Source organism: Allobosea sp. GW823-FHT01F03 (assembly GCF_058798075.1).
Genome location: NZ_CM179505.1, coordinates 611,722 through 626,574 on the forward strand (window position 1 = coordinate 611,722; position 14,853 = coordinate 626,574).

7 protein-coding genes are annotated in these 14,853 nt (G+C 68.1%); 2 read left to right on the forward strand and 5 right to left on the reverse strand.

What is annotated here, in order from left to right:
* Positions 1 to 5: 5 nt before the first annotated feature.
* From phnD to AC3RCC_RS02945, 3 genes are all read right to left on the reverse strand, one after another.
* The gene (phnD, locus tag AC3RCC_RS02935) at positions 6 to 920 is read right to left on the reverse strand and encodes a phosphonate ABC transporter substrate-binding protein (RefSeq protein WP_291635651.1); all 915 of its coding nucleotides are present in this window, start codon (positions 918 to 920) and stop codon (positions 6 to 8) included.
* Positions 921 to 981: 61 nt separating this feature from the next.
* On the reverse strand, positions 982 to 1,800 hold the full coding sequence (phnC, locus tag AC3RCC_RS02940; protein WP_291635653.1) for a phosphonate ABC transporter ATP-binding protein: 819 nt from the start codon (positions 1,798 to 1,800) through the stop codon (positions 982 to 984).
* A 77-nt stretch (positions 1,801 to 1,877) separates the two neighbouring features.
* On the reverse strand, positions 1,878 to 2,492 hold the full coding sequence (locus AC3RCC_RS02945; protein WP_492257539.1) for a TetR/AcrR family transcriptional regulator: 615 nt from the start codon (positions 2,490 to 2,492) through the stop codon (positions 1,878 to 1,880).
* Positions 2,493 to 2,627: 135 nt separating this feature from the next.
* Here AC3RCC_RS02945 and AC3RCC_RS02950 point away from each other — a divergent pair, with 135 nt between their 5' ends.
* Both AC3RCC_RS02950 and AC3RCC_RS02955 read left to right on the forward strand, forming a co-directional pair.
* Entirely contained in the window at positions 2,628 to 3,740 is a 1,113-nt protein-coding gene (locus tag AC3RCC_RS02950; RefSeq protein WP_291635658.1) for an efflux RND transporter periplasmic adaptor subunit, read from the forward strand.
* On the forward strand, positions 3,737 to 6,820 hold the full coding sequence (locus tag AC3RCC_RS02955) for an efflux RND transporter permease subunit (protein WP_492257540.1): 3,084 nt from the start codon (positions 3,737 to 3,739) through the stop codon (positions 6,818 to 6,820). Before AC3RCC_RS02950 ends, AC3RCC_RS02955 begins: the two co-directional genes overlap by 4 nt.
* A gap of 269 nt (positions 6,821 to 7,089) precedes the next feature.
* On the opposite strand, the gene pbpC is transcribed toward AC3RCC_RS02955, so the two are convergent.
* Entirely contained in the window at positions 7,090 to 9,141 is a 2,052-nt protein-coding gene (pbpC, locus tag AC3RCC_RS02960) for a penicillin-binding protein 1C (RefSeq protein ID WP_492257541.1), read from the reverse strand.
* 214 nt (positions 9,142 to 9,355) lie between these two features.
* Complete coding sequence (locus AC3RCC_RS02965; RefSeq protein ID WP_492257542.1) at positions 9,356 to 14,596, reverse strand: alpha-2-macroglobulin family protein; 5,241 nt, start codon at positions 14,594 to 14,596, stop codon at positions 9,356 to 9,358.
* Positions 14,597 to 14,853: the final 257 nt, after the last annotated feature.

A 14,853-nucleotide genomic window follows, 5' to 3' on the forward strand; every position in this document is an offset into this window, starting at 1 on the left:
TATGCTTACGAGGACTTCTTCTTGCGAAGCGCGTCGACGAACTTGTTCAGCTCGATGATCGGGTCGTAGGCCTTGTTGTCGACGGCGACGAGCGGGCCCTGCTTGCCTTCATAGATCTTGTCGAAGGCGGCCTTGTCCTTGGTGGTAATGTTGAGGACGGCGTCGCGGATCTTGGCCTTGAGCTCTTCCGGCAGGTCGCTGAGATAGGCCAGCGGCGAGTTCACGATCTGCTCGGACTTGAAGATGATCCGGAAATCCTCGGCCTTGACCATGTTCTTGCGGGCCATGCGCTGCAGGTTCGATTCCTGCTCGTCGTTCCACCAGTTGGCGGCGACGTCGACGGTGCCCTGCTGCAGGGCGATGACGGCGTTCTCGTGGCTGCCGGTGTAGACGACCTTGCCGAAGAAGGTCTCGGGCTCGATCTTCATGCCGTTCAGCGCGAAGCGCGGGACATTGTTGCCGGAGGTCGAGTTCGGGTCGACCAGGCCGAGATTCTTGCCCTTGAGGTCCTCGACCTTCTGATAGGGCGAGTCCTTCTTCACGTAGAAGACCGAATGATAGCCCTTGGTGCCGTCGAGATTGGTCTCGATGGCGAAGGCATCGACCTTGGCGCCGGTCATGCGGGCGCGAGCGAAGGAGGACGGGCCATAGGAGGCGATGTGGATGTTGCCGGCGCGCTGGCCTTCGATGATCGCGGCGTAGTCGTTGGCGATGCGCAGCGTCACCTTGGTGCCGAGTTCCTTCGAAAGATAGTTGACGAAGGGGGTGTAGCGCTCGGTCACGCCCGAGGCGTTCTCGGCCGGGATGATCGCGAAGACGAGTTCGGGATACTTGGCTTTCCAGTCCTGCGCGAAGGCGGGGGCTGCGAGCGTCGCGGCGAGGCCGGCGGCAAGCGTCAGGGTATGACGGCGGGTCAGCATGAGAGTGCTCCTTAGGGGGTAGTCTGGTGGTCGGGGTAGGCGTTGCCTGCGGAGGATCCGCTCAGGCGACGTTCTGTCGGATGCGCCGCGCCTCGGAGGTGGCGATGGCGTCGAGCGCATCGAGCGCCTCGGCGCCGGCGTCCTTGGCCTCGATGCCGTAGAGCTCGGCCGCGATCTCGCTGGTCAAAGCATGGGGCGGGCCGTCGAACACGACCTTGCCGGCGGCCATGCCGATCAGCCGGTCGCAATACTTCGCCGCGATGTCGAGATGGTGCAGGTTGGAGATGACGGTGATGCCGTCCTCGCGGTTGATCCGGAACAGCGCGTCCATGACGATCTGGCAGTTGCGCGGGTCGAGCGAGGCGATCGGCTCGTCGGCGAGGATGATCTGTGGCTCCTGGACCAGAGCGCGGGCGATGGCGACGCGCTGCTGCTGGCCGCCGGACAGGGTCTCGGCGCGCTGGGCCAGGAGATGGCCCATATCGAGCCGCTCGAGCGCGGTGATGGCGCGGATCTTGTCGTCCTGCGAGAAGCTCTTCACCAGCGTCAGCGCCGCGGAGCGATGGTTGAGGCGGCCGAGCAGCACATTGGTCAGCACGTCGAGGCGCCCGACCAGGTTGAACTGCTGGAAGATCATGGCAGTGTCACGCCGCCAACCCCGCAGCGCGCCGCCGCGCAGGGCGGTGACGTCGCGCTCGCCGCTGAGGATGCGCCCCTCGCTCGGGTCGGAGAGCCGGTTCAGCATGCGCAGCAAGGTCGACTTGCCGGCACCGGAGCGGCCGATCACGCCGACCATCTCGCCCCGCGGGATCGACAGGGTGACGTTGTCGACGGCGGCCTTGCCGCCGAAACGCTTGGTCAGACCCTCGATACGCAGCATCAGCAGCTCTCCTCGCAATCGCGAGCGAGCCCTATCGGCGGTAGATGACAGTGCCGTGACGCGGCCCGCGCCCCGGCTCAGGCACCGCGCAGCAGCAGATCGACACAGGCCTGGACATAGTGCTGGCGCGCCTCGGCCGGAGCTGGCGGCACGCCGAGCAGGCCGCGCGCCTGGTGGAAGCCGCGCAGCATGCCGATGAACTGCTCCGCCAGCAGTTGCGCGCGGGGCTCGTCGATCGCTCGCGTGAAGCCATCACCGGATCGTGAACGCTCGCCGATCAGGGTGCCGAGATCCTCGATCATCCGTGCCGCGCCGGCCTCATAGGCGGCGCGCCCGAGCTCGGGATAGCGCGTCGCCGCGCTGACGATCAGGCGGTGCAGGTCCAGCGAGGCCGGATGCAGCATCATCGCGAGCGCATCCTCGCCGAGACGGATCAGCGCGGCGCGCAGATCCGCCCCAGGATTCAGTGCTTCTCGCAGCGGAATCGTCAGCTTTTCAGTGAGCTCGGCGCAGATCGCCTTGAACAGCGCCTCCTTGTCGGCGAAATGGCTGTAGATGGTCTGCTTCGAGACGCCGGCGCGCTGGGCGATCTGGCCGAGGCTCGCGCGGTCGAAGCCCTCGGCCAGGAACATCTCGGTGGCGGCGCGGGTAATCGCGCCATGCTTGTCCGGCCGCGATTTCTCGGTCGGCATCGCCCTTGCTTCCCTTGCGGCGCGCGGTGTAGGGCGCTGGCTCGACGGGCCTATCATGCTTCCGCCCTTTTGGGACTTTATCGAACTGGACCGTCCAGTCTAGATTTCGCGCGCGGCACCGGAGCGTCCAGCCTCATGAAGCGTTTCATCCTCTTCCTCGTCATCGCCGGGCTGGCAGGCGGTGGCTATTATGCCTACCAGAAGCATTTCCGGCCGGTCGGCCAGCCGGCGCAGGCTGCCGCGAATGCGCCGAATCCGGGCGTTCCCGTCGAGGTCGGCGCGGTCGAGAGCATGACCGTGAACGAGGAGGTCGAGGCGCTCGGCACCCTCGCCGCCGATGAAGCGATCATCATCGCCTCCGAGATCGCCGGCCGCGTGATTTCGCTCGGCTTCCGCGAGGGCGAGCGCGTCCAGGAGGGGCAGGAGCTGGTCAAGCTCGACACCGCCATCCTCGACGCCGAACTGAAGCAGGCGCAGGCCGATCTGACCCTCGCGCGCGACACCTATGACCGCAATCGCTCGCTGGTCTCGCGCGGTGCCGGCACACAGGTGGCGCTGGAACAGGCGACCGCGCAGCTCGCCTCGCAGGAGGCCCGCGTCCAGTTGGTCCAGTCGAAGCTCGCCCAGGCGACGATCAAGGCGCCGTTCACCGGCGTGGTCGGACTGCGTTCGGTCGGCGTCGGCGACTATATCTCGGTCGGCAAGCCGCTGGTCGCGCTGACCAATATCGACCCGATCAAGATCGATTTCCGCGTGCCCGAGATCTTCCTGACCCAGCTCAAGGTCGGGCAGCCGGTTCAGCTCAAGGTCGATGCCGTGCCCGACCGGCCGTTCTCCGGCCAGATCTTCGCGATCGATCCGGTGGTCGACATCAACGGCCGCGCGGTCAAGCTGCGCGCCAAGGTTCCCAATGGCGATCTCGTGCTGAAGCCGGGCCTGTTCGCCCGCCTCACCATCGTCGTCAATCAGCGTGAGAACGCGCTGGTCGTGCCGGAGACGGCGGTGGTGCCGGACGGCATCGGCAAGATGGTCTTCATCGTCGAGAACGGCAAGGCCAAGCGCATCCCGGTCGAGCTCGGCAAGCGCCTGCCGGGCAAGGTCGAGATCGTGCGCGGGCTGAAGCCCGGCATGCAGATCGTCACCGCCGGGCAGATGCGCCTGCGCGAGGGCTCGACCGTCTCGATCAAGCAGAAGGCGAGCGTTCAGACGAGCGCGCTGCCGGCCGCCGTTCCGGGCGCGGTGCAATGAGCCTGTTCGAGCTCTTCGTCCGTCGGCCGGTCCTCTCCACCGTCCTCAGCCTGCTCGTCGTCCTGATCGGCTTCGTCTCCTATACGCGCCTGACGGTGCGTGAATATCCGAACATCGACGAGCCGATCGTCTCCGTGCAGACGACCTATCGCGGCGCCAGCGCCGAGATCATCGAGACGCAGGTCACGCAGATCCTGGAGAACTCGATCGCCGGGATCGAGGGCATCGAGACCATCACCTCGACCAGCCGCCAGGAGCGCAGCCAGATCTCCGTGCGTTTCCGCCCGGATGTCGACCCCGACGTCGCCGCCTCCGACGTCCGGGACCGCGTCAGCCGGGTGCGCGGGCGCCTGCCCGACGAGATCGACGAGCCGATCATCGCCAAGGTCGAGGCCGACGCCCAGCCGGTGATGTATCTGTCGCTGACCAGCACGCGTCATTCGCCGCTGGAGCTGACCGATTTCGCCGACCGCTTCATCGCCGACCGCGTCCAGAACATCACCGGCGTCGCCGAGGTCCGCATTCTCGGCCAGCGCCAATACGCCATGCGGATCTGGCTCGACCGGGCCCGGATGGCGGCCTATGCCATCACCGTTCAGGAGGTCGAGGCGGCGCTGCGGGCGCAGAATGTCGAGATCCCCTCCGGGCGCATCGAGAGCAATGACCGCGAATTCACGGTTCTCTCGCAGACCAGCCTGAACACGCCCGAGCAGTTCCAGCAGATCACCGTCAAGGATGCGAACGGCTTCCCGGTCCGCATGCGCGATGTCGCGCGCGTCGAGCTCGGCGCCCGTGAAGAACGCAACGCGGCCTGGTTCAAGGGCAGCCCCTCGGTGACGATCGGTATCGTCAAGCAGGCCGTCGCCAACCCGCTCGACGTCTCGGCCGGTGTCCAGCAGGCCCTGCCCGGCATCATCGAGGACCTGCCGGACGGGATGTCGATCGCGACCTCCTACGACACCTCGATCTTCATCGATCGCTCGATCAAGGCGGTCTACACCACGATCGCCGAGGCGGTCGTGCTGGTCGTGCTGATCATCTTCCTGTTCCTGCGCTCGCTGCGCGCGACGCTGATCCCGCTCGTCACCATCCCGGTCTCGCTGATCGGCGCCTTCGCGCTGATGTATGCACTCGGCTTCACGGTGAACACGCTGACGCTGCTGTCGATGGTGCTCGCCATCGGCCTCGTCGTCGACGACGCGATCGTGGTGCTGGAGAACATCCACCGCCATATCGAGGACGGCATGGAGCCGACCAAGGCTGCGATCAAGGGCATCAACGAGATCGCCTTCGCCGTGGTCGCGATGACGCTGACCCTGGTCGCGGTCTATGCGCCGATGGCCTTCTCGACGGGGCGCACCGGCAAGCTCTTCATCGAGTTCGCGCTGACGCTCGCCGGCGCCGTGCTCGTCTCCGGCTTCGTCGCGCTGACGCTGACGCCGATGATGTGCGCCAAGCTCCTGCGCCACGAGAACAAGCACAATTTCCTCTACAATGCGCTCGAACGCTTCTTCGAGGCACTCTCCAGCGGTTATCGTCGCTCGCTGCGCTTTGCCCTGTCGGTCCGGCCGCTGATCGTGCTGCTGGCGCTCGGTGTCGCTGGCGGCAGCTATTATTTCTTCACCAATCTGCGCTCGGAACTGGCCCCGGTCGAGGATCGCGGCACGATCACCGCGATCGGTGTGGCTCCGGAAGGGGCGACCATGTCCTTCACCGCCGACTATGCGCGGCGCGTCGAGGACTATTTCAGCAAGATCCAGGAGGTCGAGACCTATCTCGTCATCGTCGGCTTCCCGGACGTGACGCGCGCCATCGCCTTCGCCCGGTTGAAGCCCTGGGAGCAGCGCCAGCGCAAGCAGCAAAGCCTGGTGGCCGAGATCAACAAGGGATTGTCGCAGATCCCTGGCATCCGGCTCTTCGCCACCAACCCGCCCTCGCTCGGCCAGGGCGGCGCCAACAGCAAGCCGGTCGAGTTCGTGCTGCGCTCCTCGGATTCCTATGCCGAGATCAAGCAGAACGTCGACCGCCTGATCGCCGAGGTTCAGGGCCATCCGGCGCTGACCAATCTCGAGACCAACCTGATCCTCGACAAGCCGCAGATCAAGGTCTCGATCGACCGGCAGCGCGCTGCAGATCTCGGCGTCGGTGTCGACGTCATCGGCCGCACCATGGAGACCCTGCTCGGTGGTCGCCAGGTGACGCGCTTCAACATGAACGGCGAGCAATATGACGTGATGCTGCAGGTCGCCGGCCAGGACCGCAACACGCCGCAGACGCTGCAGTCGATCTATCTGATGGGTCGCGGCGGCCAGGTCGTGCAGCTGTCGAGTCTCGTCCGGGTCGAGGAGAATGTCGCGCCCAAGGAGCTGATCCGCTTCAACCAGCTGCGTTCGGCGACCATTACCGCCGTGCCGGGGCCGGGCTATTCGCTCGGCGACGCGCTGACCGTGCTGGAGCAGGCGGCGGCGCGGATCCTGCCCGCCTCCTACCAGAACGACTATTCCGGCCAGAGCCGCGAGTTCAAGCAGTCGGGCTCGTCGATCCTGCTCGTCTTCCTGCTGGCGCTCGGCTTCATCTATCTGGTGCTGGCGGCGCAGTTCGAGAGCTTCATCGACCCCGTGGTGATCATGGTCTCGGTGCCGCTCTCGATGACAGGGGCGCTGGCGGCGCTGTATTTCACCGGCGGGACGATGAACGTCTACAGCCAGATCGGGCTGATCACGCTGGTCGGCCTGATCACCAAGCACGGCATCCTGATCCTCGAATTCACCAACCAGCTGCGCGAGGAAGGCAAGGAGATGCTGGAGGCGCTGGTCGAGGCGGCGGAGCTGCGCCTGCGCCCGATCCTGATGACCACCGGCGCGATGGTGCTGGGCGCGGTGCCGCTGGCGCTCGCCTCCGGCGCCGGCGCCGAGAGCCGCTCGCAGATCGGCTGGGTCATCGTCGGCGGCATGACCTTCGGCACCTTGCTCACGCTCTATGTCGTGCCGGTCGCCTACAGCTATCTGTCGCGGGCACGGCGGCCGATGCATGGCGAGGAGCCGGAGACTGCAAAGGCTCATCCGCAGCCGGCGGAGTGAACGACGGTGTCGAGCGGGTGATACGCTGCTTTGGAGCGCGCTGATTTCGCGCTGAAACACTTCGTTATCCCGGCCGCAGCGCCGGGATCCATCGAAGAGCGCCGGATCCCTACGATGGATCCCGGATTTGCGCGGCTCTGCCGCTCGTCCGGGATGACGGTGTGGTTCGGAGAAAACCCGGCAGGCTCTAAGCAGACATCGATGAAGTGCCTGTCGGTGGTCCCGGGTCTTGCTTCGGTCGCCCGGGACGACCTCGTCTTTCGCTGATCCTATTGCAGCCTGACCGAGACGCTCTCGCTGGCGCCGGCGGCATCGACCACCGAAATCCGCACGAAACCCTTGCCGGGCGGCTGCCATTCCGTCTCGCGGCGCCGGACCGGACCGGTGATCGGCGCGCCGTCGACCAGCCAGGTGAAGGGAGCGACGCCGCCGGCGACCTTGAGGCCGAGCTGGGGGCGCCCGCCCTCGGGAGCCGAGGCGGCGAGATCGATGCGGGCGCCTTCGGGCGGGAAGGCGAGCTTCAGCCCCGGCGTCGCCAGCGCAGCCACCGTCTTGGGCACATCCTGGCGCAGATGGCGCAAGGGCGGCGGCAGGGTCGCGCTGGTCGCGGCGATCACGCCGGGAGGCTGCACGAAGGGGCGTGGGTCGTGGCCGATTCGGGCGAAGGCGTCGAACAGGATCGGCGCCGCAACCGCCCGCCCGACGAGGCCGGGCACCGCGCCGTTATCGGCCCGGCCGACCCAGACGCCGATGGTGTGCCGGCGATCGAAGCCGACGGCCCAGGCATCGCGATAGCCGTAGGAGGTGCCGGTCTTGTAGGCGATCCGCCCCGGCGCGGCGTTGAGCGGCGGCGGCGCGCCGAGCAGCGTATCGGCGACATAGAAGGCGGCGACCGGCTCGACGAGGCGCAGCGGGACGGTGCCTGGATCGGTCGCAGCCGTGACCTTCAGCGGCACGACCTCGCCGCCGCGGGCGAGGCCGACATAGAGCCGGGTCAGGTCGGAGAGCGTGATGCCGAGACCGCCGAGGCCGATGGCGAGGCCGGGCGCGCCGCTCTCCCTGGGCATGGCGATGGCGGCGCCGGCATCCTTCAGGCGCGACAGGAAACGCTGCGGGCCGAGCGCCGAGAGCAATTCGACCGCCGGCAGGTTGAGCGAGAGCTGAAGCGCCTTGCGGGCGCTGACCATGCCCTGGAAGCCGAGGTCGAAATTCTCGGGGACATAGAGGCCGTAGCGGGTCGGCCGGTCCTCCAGCATGGTCTCGGGATGGGCGAGGCCATTGTCGAAGGCGAGCGCGTAGATGAAGGGCTTCAGTGCCGAGCCGGGTGAACGCAGGGCCTGCGTCAGGTCGAGCGAACCGGCGCGCCCGGCATCGAAATAGTCGACGCCGCCGACCGAGGCGCGGATCTCGCCGGTCTCGTTGTCGGCGACGAGGATGGCGATCGAGAGCTGCGGCCCCTGGCCGATGGCGCGCTCGCGGGCGAGCTGTTCCAGGCTCGCCTGCCAGCGGGCATCGAGGCTGAGGCGATGCCGCTTCTGCTCGGGAGAGCCGGCGACGACCTGCTCGGCGGTATGCGGGGCCAGCGCCGGGAAGGGCTTTCGCGCCGTCGGTATCGGCTCGTCGCGGGCGGCGGCGACTTCGCCCGGCGTGACGAGACCGGCGGCCTCGGCCCTGGCGAGCACGCGTTCGCGGGCCTTGCGCGCGGCCTCCGGGAAACGGTCGGGCCGGCGGGTTTCCGGCGATTGCGGCAGCGCGACCAGCAGGGCAGCCTCGGCGGTCGAGAGTCGCTTCGGCTCCTTGCCGAAATAGGCGAAACTCGCGGCGCGCACGCCTTCGAGATTGCCGCCGAAGGGGGCAAGCGTCAGGTAGAGGTCGAGGATCTCGGTCTTGCTGAAGCGCAGCTCCAGTTCGAGCGCGCGCACCGCCTGCCTGAGCTTGGCCGAGAGCGAGCGCTCCTGGCGCGGTTCGAGCAGGCGCGCCACCTGCATGGTCAGCGTCGAGCCGCCGGAGACGATGCGGCCATTGCCCAGCATCTGGCCGGCGGCGCGGATCATGCCCTGCGGGTCGACGCCGAAATGGTCGTCGAAGCGCTTGTCCTCATAGGCTTTCAGCATGGAAAGATAGCGCGGATCGACATCGGCTGCGCCGACCGGCAGCTTCCAGCGGCCATCGGCGGTGACGAAGGGGCGCAGGAGCTTGCCCTCGCGGTCGAGCACCACGGTGGAGCGATCGCTGGCGGCGGCGAGGTCGAGCCGCGGTAGCGCGGAGGCGTACCAGAACAGCGCGCCGGTCGTGGCGGCGACCAACGCGAGAGCGCTCAAGCTGGCATATGCGAGGCGGTGGCTCCTTCTTTCTCCCCCTGCGGGAGAAGGTGGCCCGAAGGGCCGGATGAGGGGGCGCACGAGCTTTCCCGCCGCCCGCTTCGCGTTAAGACGCCAGCGATCGAATGTGGAGCGACCCTTCACCCCAACCCTATCCCGCAAGGGGAGAGGGGTTGGTGTCGCGTCCCGCTCATCCGGTCGCGCCTTCATGACGTCACCGTGCCGAGGTGATGTCGACCGTGCCGAAGGCCGTCCTGCCGAAGCGGTCCGGGCGGTACATGTCCTCGATCACCGCCGCCGGCTGGACATAGCGGCCGGGCGAGACGGCCCGGGCGATGTAGGCGACGGTGTAGCTCAGCGGCTGGTTGCTGCTGCCGCTGCGCTCGAAGGCGGCGACATAGCGGTCGTCGCGTGCCTCGGTGTGGACCGGCGCGACCTCCTGTTTCAGCCAGTTCAGCCCTTCGACAGAAGCACCCTCGGTCAGGTTGGCGTTCTCGATCTCGAGCCCGGCCGGGACGGGATCGACCAGCAGCAGCCGGCCATAGCGCGCCGCCGGCTCGGTGACCTTGAGCGCCACGACATAGCGCTCGTTCTGGCGCAGGCGCGACGGGTCGACCCGCTCGCCCTTCATGCTGAAGAGCGTGCGTTCCAGTGCGAAGCCCTGGTTCAGCGCCGGCTCCGGCGTGGTCGGGATGCCGGAGACGGTCAGGACCGCATTGGCCGAGGCGGTGCCGGGGTTGCCGATGACGAGCGGCTTGCCCTCCAGCGCGGCGGCTGGAACCGTGCGGTAGAGCGCGCCCTTGCGTTCGGTGCCGTCGACGGTCAGCGTCATGCCTTCCGCCTCCTTGGCCATGGCCGCTGCGGCCATCGCCATCCACATGTTCTCCTGTGTCGAGGTGTAGCGCGCGCTCTGGCGGGCATTCTGGACGATATCGGCGGCACGGTTCAGCTCGGCCCGGTCGCCATTGCTCTCGGCGATCAGGGCGAGCAGCGCCGCCCCGTCACGCAGGCGCGAGCCATAATCGGCGCGCGAGAGCCCGTCATCGCTGGTCTGCTGCAGGCGGCCGAGCGCGTTGCTGAAGGCGGCGGCGCCACGGGTCCGGTCGCCGAGCAGGGAAAGCGCCGCACCGATCTGGCCGCGCGCCAGAGGCGAGGCGAAATCGGCGAGCTTGTTGTCGGCGAGATAGCGCAGATCGCCCATCACCGGCCGGCCGTTGCGGGCGAGCACATAGAGGGCATAGGCGATGCCGGCCGCTTCCTCCTTGTTGATCTCGCTGGTGTTGACGACCTGGTTGCGCAGGCGGTCGAGCGCCATGTTGAACGCCGTCTGCGGCACTGCGAACTGGCGCTCGCGGGCGCGCGTCAGGAAATCGGTGACGAAGGCGTCGAGCCAGAGATCCTCGCCGCCGATGCTCCAGAGGCCGAAGGAGCCGTTGCCGCCCTGGCGGGCGAGGACGCGCTCGATCGCGGCATTGACGCGCTCGTCGGCATTGCCGTCGAGGGCGAGCTGCTCCATCGAGGCGAGCCGGTTGACGACGAGCAGCGGCAGAGCGCGGCTGATCGTCTGCTCGGTGCAGCCATAGGGGTAGCGGTCGAGCGCCTTGAGGATCGCCGAGACGTCGAGCGCGGCGACCGGCGAGACCGAGATCGAGACGGCGCCGGAATCCGGCACGAGATCGGCCAGAAGGTCGGAGGAGACGGTCAGCGAGCCGCCTCCCGGGATCGGCCTGATGATCCGGCGCGCGATCGTCTGCGTCGAGGGCTGCACCCTGACCGCCAGATTCTGCACCGTGCCGATGCCGTTCGGGCCGGAGACCTTGACGTCGAAGCTCGCCCGGCCGAGGCCGGCGGCGGTGACCGGGATGGTCAGCGAACCCTTCGCCCCAGCAGCCAGAGTCATGCTGCTGCGGGTCGCGTCGGCGCCGACGACGACCGGGCCCTTGACGTCGAGATCGACCAGATAGGAGCCGGCCGGGCCCTCGACATTGTCGATCTGTAGGTGAAAGCGCGACTGGTCGCCGAGCGCCAGGAAGCGCGGCAGCGTCGCCTGCGCCACGAGCTGGTCGCGGACGAAGACGTCGGCGCTCGCCTGCCCGGTCCTGCCGGCCGACCAGGCGACGGCCATGACCCTGACCGAACCATTGAACGCCGGCAGTTCGAAATCGATCTTGGCGGTGCCGTCGGGGCCGAGCTTGACCACGCCGGAATAGCGCGCCAGCGGCTCCTGGGTCGGCGCCTCGCCATTGAGCTGCGGGGCGGCGTCGCTGCCGGAGCGGATCGCGCCGCGCACGCCTTGCATGCCGTCGATCAGGTAGCCGTAGAGATCGCGCAATTCATGGCCGAGCTGGCGCTGGCCGAAGAAGAATCTGCTCGGGTCCGGGCTCTCGAAGCGGGTCAGGTTGAGGATGCCGACATCGACGGCCGCGACCGTGACGAAGGCTTCCTCGCCGGCCTTGGCGCCGGTGACCTTCACCGGCAGCGACAGGGTCGAGAGCGGCCGCACCAGATTGGGCGCGCCGAGGTCAATGGCGAGGTTGCGCTCTTCCTTGCCGATCGCGAACCAGGCGAGGCCGATGGCACGGCCGGGCATGCGCTGGGCCTGCTGATCCATCGGGCGATGGGCGAGGGCGACGAGATAGGCGCTGGCACCCCAGCCTGCCCTGGCCGGCAGATTGACCGTGGTGCCGGAGGGCGAGACGTCGACGGTGCGAATCTCGTTGACGCCGTCGCCGAGCACGGCGAGCGTCGCCTTGCCGGTGAAGCGCGCGGTCAGGCGGACCTGCATCGCCTCGCCATCGGCATAGGCGGCCTTGTCGAGCGCGACGTCGAGCACGTCGGGCGTGTCGGCGGTCTTGTCGGTTTCGTAGCCGACGCTGAAGGAGACGCTGGTCTCGGTGGCATCGGCGCCGTCGGCGCTGACGTCGAGCCGGTAATTGCCCCATTCGACCGGGGCGGCGATGCGCGCGGGGGCGTTCTCGGCGACCGCGATCTCGCCATCGGAAACGCGGCGCGTCGACTTCACGCCCTCATAGTTCCAGCGGCCGTCCTGATAGAACCACTGATAGTTGCGTGTGACCTTGGAGAGCGTCCACTTGACGCCTTGCCGGCCGATCCGGCGGCCGTCGCCATTGGCCATGATCACGTCGAAACTGGCGGTCTGGCCATTGCCGAGCTCGCCGTCCTTGAAGGTTTTCCGCACGCCGATGGCAGCGCCCTTGGGCACGATCGGCAGCGTCACCGAACGGGCGATGGCGCGGCCGCCGGGCTCGCCGACGCGCACTGTCAGCTCGACCTCGAGCGGGCGGTTGGCCTCCGGCTCGGCGACGGGATTGACGAGCGTGACCTTGCCGCTGGCGTCGGTCTTGGCCGTGTCCTCGAACTCCGATTGCTGCGGCTCGAAGGCCTCGTCGGAGAGACCGACCTCATAGCCGGCGAAGCCCGGGATCGCGCTCTGCCCGGCGGCCCGCACCGTCATCGAGCCGGTGACGTCGAGATCGGAGCCGGGGGCGCCGTAGAGATAGCGGGCGGTGACGTCGATCTCGGCCGGCTCGCCGGCCTGCAGGACCGGCTTCTTCGGCGCGAGCGTGAGTTCCAGCCGCTCGGGGACATAGTCCTCGACGAGGAAGGAGACCTCGCCGATCGCGGCGCCCTTGGGGTCGGAATAGGCCTGGACCCGCCAGGTACCGGTCTGGGCGCCGGAGATCAGCGGGATCGAATGGGCACGGCCGCCTGCCCCCTGGTCCTCGACCTGGCGGCGGCGATATTCGACGCCGTCCGGCCGCCTGACCACCAGGGTCAGCGGCAGGCCGGCGACGGCGGCACCCTTGGCGTCGCGCAGCAGCGAGGTCAGATAGACCGTCTCGCCGGAGCGATAGACGCCGCGCTCGGTGTAGAGGAAGGCATCGAGGCCGACCGGCGCGACGCGGCCCTTCACGCCGCGGTCGGAGAGATCGAACGCCGTCTGCTTGAGATCGAGGAAGCCGTAATCCTCGGCCAGCGTCGCGGTGACGAGGCCGGGCGCATTGCCGCCCTGGCCCTTGCCGAGGGCGGCGTCGAAACGGGCATAGCCGTTGCGGTCGGAGCGGATCGTCGCCAGCACCTCGTTGTTGCGGGCGATCAGGCGCAGCTCGGCATTGGCGACGGGTGTGGCGTCGGCGAGCGAACGCACCAGCACATGCACGCCGTCGGGGCCGGAGAAGGAGGTCAGGCCGAGATCGGAGACGACGAACCACTGCGTCGCCCGGGGCGAGCCGTCATAGTCGTAGTCGCCATCCGGGCTGCTGGCCGGCTGGGTGCCGCTCGGCCTGGCGAACATCACATAGACGCCGGGCTGGAGCTGCCCGACGGCCTCCAGCACCGGGAAGGCGGTGACGACGTCCTTGTTGAGCTCGGACTTCACGTCCATCGTGCCCTTCCAGACGCTCGCCCCCTTGTCCGCGGCGATCTGGCCCGCATTGTAGCTGCCGAGCTGGCTCAGGAAGTCCTCGGAATGGACCGAGTTGATCAGGTTGCGGTCGCCGATGCGCATCACCTCGAGGTCGAGCTTGCCGGCATTGACCGAGACGACCGGCACGCCCTGCTGGCCGGTGCGCGGCAGCACGTAGTTCTTGCCGGTGAAGCGCACGGACGGGGCGCGGTCGCGGACATAGACCTCGTAATCGGAGGATTTCAGCAGCTTCTCGTCGGGCAGGGCCGAGGGCACGCCCTGGCGGATGACGAAGCCGTAGCGCTCGCCATGGCGCAGGCCGTCGACGCAGAGCTGGCGTTCTTCGGCGCTGACGGCGAAGTCGCCCTTGCCGGTGATCGCGACATAGGGCGCGAAGTCGACGCGGCCGCGGGCGAGCGGCTCGGAGAACTCGAAGCAGGCACGCGGGCTCGCCGCGTCGGAATCGAGCTTGTTGGACAGCAGGCGGAAGCCGCGCTGGGCCCGCAGCGCCTCGTAGTCGCTGCGCAGCGAGGCATTGTCGGCGATGTCGAGGCTGAGCCGATAGGTGGTCAGGGCGGGGCGCCAGAGCTCGTTCTTCTCGAAGACGCGGGCGAGCACGCCGAGCGAGGTCGCCTCCTCGGTGCGCGAGCTCGAGCGCTGATAGGCGAGATAGGCGGCGCTGATGGCGCGCTCGCGCAATTCGTAGCGTTCGCGATAATCGCGCGGCTCGATGCCGATCGCGGCCTGCGCCATCAGACGCCAGCCGGCGGGATTGGCCGGATCGGTCATGGCGGCGGCATTGGCGAGAGGCAGGGCACCGCGCGCATCGCCGCGGGAAAGCGCGGCATTGCCGTCGCGCAGCAGCGTCGCGAAGGGACGCTGGCTCGCCCCGACCTCGCGTTTCAGCCTTTCCTCCAGCCGCTGGCCGTCACCGGCGAGATCGGGCCGGACATAGGCCTTCTGGGCCAAGGCCGGAGCGGCAGCGAGAGTAAGACCGAGGATGAGGGCGAGACGGGCGAGGAGGGACATGGCTCGGTCTCCGGGAAGGCAGCAGGCGGCGTGAGGATAGCCGCGGCAGGCGTCGACGCGATGACGTAACGTCGCGCCGTGGCCGAAACGAGGCTATCATCAGGCCCGACTAGCGCAACTTACAAGACCGGGCCAACCGGCGCGTTTGGCGAGGTCTGAGCGGTTTTCGCCGAGCGGTTCGTCAAATCGTCCGTCATCCTCGACCTGCGCCTCGTCCCCCTTGCCTCGGCGGCACGGCTCGCGCTGAATAGCGGTCC